This is a genomic window from Skermanella sp. (assembly GCF_059503625.1).
On record NZ_JCACHA010000806.1, the window covers coordinates 5,537 to 9,259 of the forward strand.

A 3,723-nucleotide genomic window follows, 5' to 3' on the forward strand; every position below is an offset into this window, starting at 1 on the left:
CCATCAATGACGACGGTACCCTGACCTATCGACCGAACGATTATTGGAGCGGACGGGATAGTTTCACCTACAGCCTGAGCGACGGCAAGAACGGCACCACCACCGGTACCGTCACCGTCGAGGTCTCGGCGGTGGCGGACAAACCCCTGCTTTCCGTCGACGGCACTCTCCACGTCGAAGCGAAGTCAACGGAGCCGACACTGGTAGCCTTGGATATTTCCGCCAACCTCGTCGATCTCGACGGTTCCGAGAACCTGTCCGTGATGATCAGCGAGGTCCCCGCCGGGGTGACCTTCACGGCGGGGACGCGCGACGACAGCGGCAACTGGGTGCTTCAGGCGCCCGATCTGGCCGGCCTCCAGATGATCCTGCCCGCCGCCTTCGCCGACAACTTCACGCTTGCCGTGGCGGCGCGGGCGGTCGAGACCTCCAACTTCAGCCTCGCCTCCACCCATCAGACGGTCGAAGTCCAGGTTACCCAGGCGCCGAGCGCGGATATCGTCGTGCGCGCCTCGGGCGACAGCTACAAGGGTGCCGCGGTCTTCGGCCTGTGGGTCGACGGGGTCAAGGTCGGCCAGAGCGTTTCGGTCGAGGCGTCCCACAAGGCCGGGCAATGGCAGGACTTCGCCTTCAGCCTCGCCAAAGGCGTCGACCCGAAGAAGGTCGAGATCCGCTACGAGAACGACGGCGGCGACAGCGGCGGCGACCGCAACCTGTATGTCGAGTATATCGACGTCAAGGGCAAGCGGCTGGAGCCCAGCGCCGGGCAGTACGAGCGAACCGGCAAGTCCACGCTGACCGGCCAGGAAGCCCTGCTGTGGGCCGGCAAGCTGGTCTTCAACACCGCAGTCACCGAAGCTCCCCCGCCGTCGTCGGGCGGCAGCACGGGCGGCGGTACCGGCACGTCCACCATTACAGTCAAGGCGTCGGGCGACATCGCCGGCGGCATCCCGCCCCAGTTCGATCTTTATGTCGGCGGGCAGAAGGTCGGCGGCACCGTTTCGGTCACGGCGCCGCATGCGACCGGCCAGTGGCAGACCATCACGTTCAAGGCGCCGTCCGACACCACGGCGCACAGCAGGATCGAACTCCGCTACATCAACGATAAGGCGTCGGGCGGCGACCGTAACCTGTTCGTCGACTACATCGAAGTCAACGGCACCCGGATCGAGGCCGAAACCGCGACATATGTCCGGCCGGGGATGACGACCATCACCGGCACCCAGGCCATGAACTGGGCCGGCAACCTGATCTTCAACGGGCCGCCTGCCGCCATCGTCCCGGCCGTGATCGAGGTGAAGGCTCCCGGCGCCGTCCTCAAGGCCCCCGATCTGCCGGATGCGGCCAAGGCCGGCGAAATCGTCGCCCTCCAGTTCGAGAACGTCACCGGCAAGGCCCAGGCCGCCGGCGAAATCACCTTCGGCCATGTCTTCAAGCAGGGCGATCTGGCCCACGGCAAATATCTGGTCGCCGTCATCAACGGGCGCGAAGTGCCGGTCCAGCTGGACGTCAAGGCGACCAACGAGGACGGCTCGGTCCGCCACGCCCTGCTGACGATCGCGCAGCCGTCGCTGGCCGCCGGCGCCACCGTCAACCTGATGCTGAAGGTCGTCGACCATCCGCCGGCGGGCGCCGCGATCAAGGCGGCGGATATCCTGGCCGACGGCTACGATGTCGATATCAACCTGTCCCTCAGGAACGCCGACGGCACCGTCACGAAGTTCACCGTCGACGCCGCCGCCGAACTGGCACAGGCCGCCGCCGACGGCACGCTGAAGACTTGGATCAGCGGCCCGCTCGCCAGCGAGTTCCGGGTGGTGAAGGCGATCAACGACCACCTGACCGTCACGCTCGACATCCGCGCCTTCAAGGACGGCAGCGTCCGGACCGACGTCATCATGGGCGTCGAATCCTCCTACAAGCCGGGCATGCAGAGCTTCTACAACTACGACATCCAGGTGCTCGAGCACGGCAATATCGCCTACGCCAAGGCCAACATCGCGCATTACCGCAACACCACCTGGCATAAGGAGGTCTGGTCCGGCGGGCAGCCCGACATCCATGTCGTCTACGACGTGGACTATCTGGAACAGACCGGCGCCGTCGCCTCGATCGACAGTTCCATGGGCGTGCTTGCCAGCACCGTCGGCATGCCGGCCGGCGCCAATACCGATCCCATGGGCAACGCCCTGATCTACAAGAAGATGTCCGATGTCGGCGGACGCTCCGATATCGGCATCATGCCGGCCTGGCACGCCCGCTATCTGGCGAGCCAGGACGCCACCGCCCTCAAGACCATGCTCGCCAATGCCGACGCCAGCGGCAGCATCCCGTGGCATTACCGGGACGAGGCGACCGGCGAATACCTGCGGATCGACCAGCACCCCAGGCTGTGGATGGACGGCCGCACCAACTGGGCGGAGTTCGGCGCCGACGGTCTGACCAACGGCTTCGCCAAGGGGACTGCGGCCGGCTGGGAAATGGACACGGCGCACCAGCCCGCCCTCAACTATCTGCCGTATCTGGTCACCGGCTCGCAGTACTACCTGGACGGCCTGATGGCCCAAAGCTCCTACAGCATCGCCTCCTACGCACCGCACTATCGGGGCTGGGACGACGGCTTCATCGATTTCGATCAGGTGCGCGGCCGGGCCTGGACGTGGCGCAACATGAGCGACAGCGCCTTCATCGCGCCCGATGACAGCGAGTTGAAGACCTATTTCAACGACATGCTCGAAAACAACATGGACGCCCTGGTGAAGCGCTACATCACCGACGGCGCGATGGACAAGTACGGCCAGATCGAGGGCTTCTTCCGCCATGACATGTGGCCGGACGGCGACCTGCTGGTCTGGCAGAGCGACTTCGTGGCGATGGTCCTGGGCACCATCGCGGAGCGCGGCAATACCCAGGCGGTCGAACTGCTGAAGTGGATGGACAACTTCACGTCGGGCCGCTTCATCCACGGCGACGACGGCTTCGATCCGCGCTTCGGCGCCGCCTATATGCTGAAGGTGAACTCGACCGGCAACGGTCCCGTCTACACGACCTGGGCCGACTTCTTCAAAGGCAGCTTCGGCACCTCGCCGACCGTCCCGGCGGAAGGCATCATGGGCACGCCGACTTCCCCCTACGGCTATGCCGCCAACGCCAAGGCGGCGGTCGCCTCGATCTTCAGCGCCACCCAGTCGCCCGACGCGATGGAGGCCTTCGGCTTCCTGGCGAAGTCGATCGTGCAGGCCAAGGGCGCCGTGTCCTTCTTCGGCGACCCGACCTGGAACATCGCGCCCAAGCTGTCCGACGGCACCCACCTCAATTTCGACAGCATCCGCATCACCAGCTCGTCGGGCAACCAGACGCTGAACGGTTCAGACATAAACGAACTGATCCACGGATCGAGCGGCAACGACACCATCGGCGGCGGCAAGGGCATCGACATCCTGTTCGGCGGTGACGGCGACGACGGCCTGAACGGCGGTCCCGGCGACGACTTCCTCTATGGCGGCAACGGCAACGACCGGATCTCCGGTGGCGGCGGCAACGACTACCTGAAGGGCAATGCCGGCAGCGATACCTTCGTCTTCGGCGCCGACGCCGGAGGCCGAGACCGGATCGGCGACTTCCGTCCCGGTACCGACTTCCTGGAGATCAAGGCCGACCTCAACGGCAACGGCCTGAAGTCCGCTTCGCAGGTCCTGGGCACGGCTACCACCGATGCCGACA

General features: G+C 65.5%; 1 protein-coding gene. It reads left to right on the plus strand.

All coding sequences use genetic code 11. From position 1 onward, the window contains the following. The coding region (locus AC5JJ6_RS28660; RefSeq protein WP_496045327.1) for a carbohydrate-binding domain-containing protein at positions 1-3,723 on the plus strand (3,723 nt) is incomplete at both ends.